This is a genomic window from Gracilibacillus alcaliphilus (assembly GCF_016909015.1).
GTDB classification, from domain to species: Bacteria; Bacillota; Bacilli; order Bacillales; family Amphibacillaceae; genus Gracilibacillus; species Gracilibacillus alcaliphilus.
Map to the genome: position 1 here is coordinate 1 of NZ_JAFBFA010000081.1, position 1,450 is coordinate 1,450.

Sequence of the window (1,450 nt, forward strand, 5' to 3'; positions counted from 1 at the left end):
TGAAAAAACAAAAATCTATGCAACAGTCTGGTACCGATATTCCAACGGTGCCAGGCTGTTTAATTTCTCCTGGTAACGTTCTTCATTATAAAATTGAATATAGCGATCAATATTCGCTACTAATTCTTCAAAACTCTTATACCGTTTTAAATCATAAGACTCACTTTTAAAATGCCCAAAAAAGCTTTCTACAGGTGCATTGTCAATACAATTCCCTACACGGGACATACTGCGTGTCATCCCGGCTTTGGTCGTCACCAAACGATATTCCTTCGAGGTATATTGCGAACCACGATCACTATGCAGTAAAGGAGTGACATCTGGATTTGCTTTCAAGGCTGCTTTGATGGTTTCCATAACCAGCTCATTATCGTTATAGTATCCAACTTTATAGGCAACGATGGAACCATCATAAAGATCTTTGATGACACTTAAATAAGCTTTATGATTCAAGCTGTATTTTAAATGCGTGATATCCGTTACCCATTTCTGATTTGGCTTGTCTGCCGTAAATTCCCGATTTAGAATGTTTTCCTCAATATTGACATAACTCGTTTTGGTAGAATATCTATTGGAACGACGTATAAACGATTTTAAGCCTAATAAAATCATCAAACGACGAATACGCTTCAAATTATAGCGTTTCCCGTACTTGCGCTGAATCACCATTCGGATTCTTCGATAGCCGTAGATACCACCAGCCTGTTTAAAAATCTCTTGGATTTTCTTCATCAGCCATGCATTTTCTTTTTCTTGCTCATTCGGTGTATGATTCAACCACTTATAATACCCAGAGCGGGATACCTTTACCATGTCGCATAATAATTGAATCGGCGTGCCTGTCTCTTCATGATAGGCATGAATCGCTTCGAATGCAGGAAGTTGTCTCCCTAATTGTTCGATCCTCTCCTTTCGATTTCCTCCAACTTTTTTAGAAGACCATTTTCCGCCTCCAAATACTGATTACGGTGTTCCAGTTCCTTGATTCGAAGCTGTAATTTCTCTTCTTCCGTTAGATTCGGCTTGGATTCTAATGTCTTCCCGCGACGATCCTGAAGGGCTTGTTCTCCATCTTTCTCATATTTACGGACCCAGCTATATACTTGTTGGTACGAAACCCCATACTTCTCCGCAGCTTGATGATAATTCGAATCATTGGCTATCGCATACTGTACAATCTCTATCCGTTCTTTGAATGTGGTTTTACGTCCTCCGCTCATTTTAACGCTTCCTTTACCAGTGGATTTTATCTCTTTTCCACTAGTATAAAGCTTTATCCAACGATGTAAAACCGAGTGAGATGAAATATTAAATTGCTTACAAGTCGTTTCGAGACTTCCTCCTTTATACAGATAAAACTCGACTGCCTGTTGTTTTAATTCCGCAGAATAGGACTTCCAGCTTCTCGATTCTTTCAAGCCATCTACTCCATCAGCCTGATATTTACGAA

General features: G+C 39.3%; 1 protein-coding gene. It reads right to left on the minus strand.

Annotated elements, in window-relative coordinates:
* Positions 1-15: 15 nt before the first annotated feature.
* A protein-coding gene (locus JOD18_RS24520; protein ID WP_420827822.1) for an IS3 family transposase occupies positions 16-1,450 on the minus strand; the annotation gives its coding sequence in 2 pieces (ribosomal slippage) (positions 16-920 and positions 920-1,450; 1,436 coding nt annotated over the 2 pieces). This gene is flagged as partial in the annotation.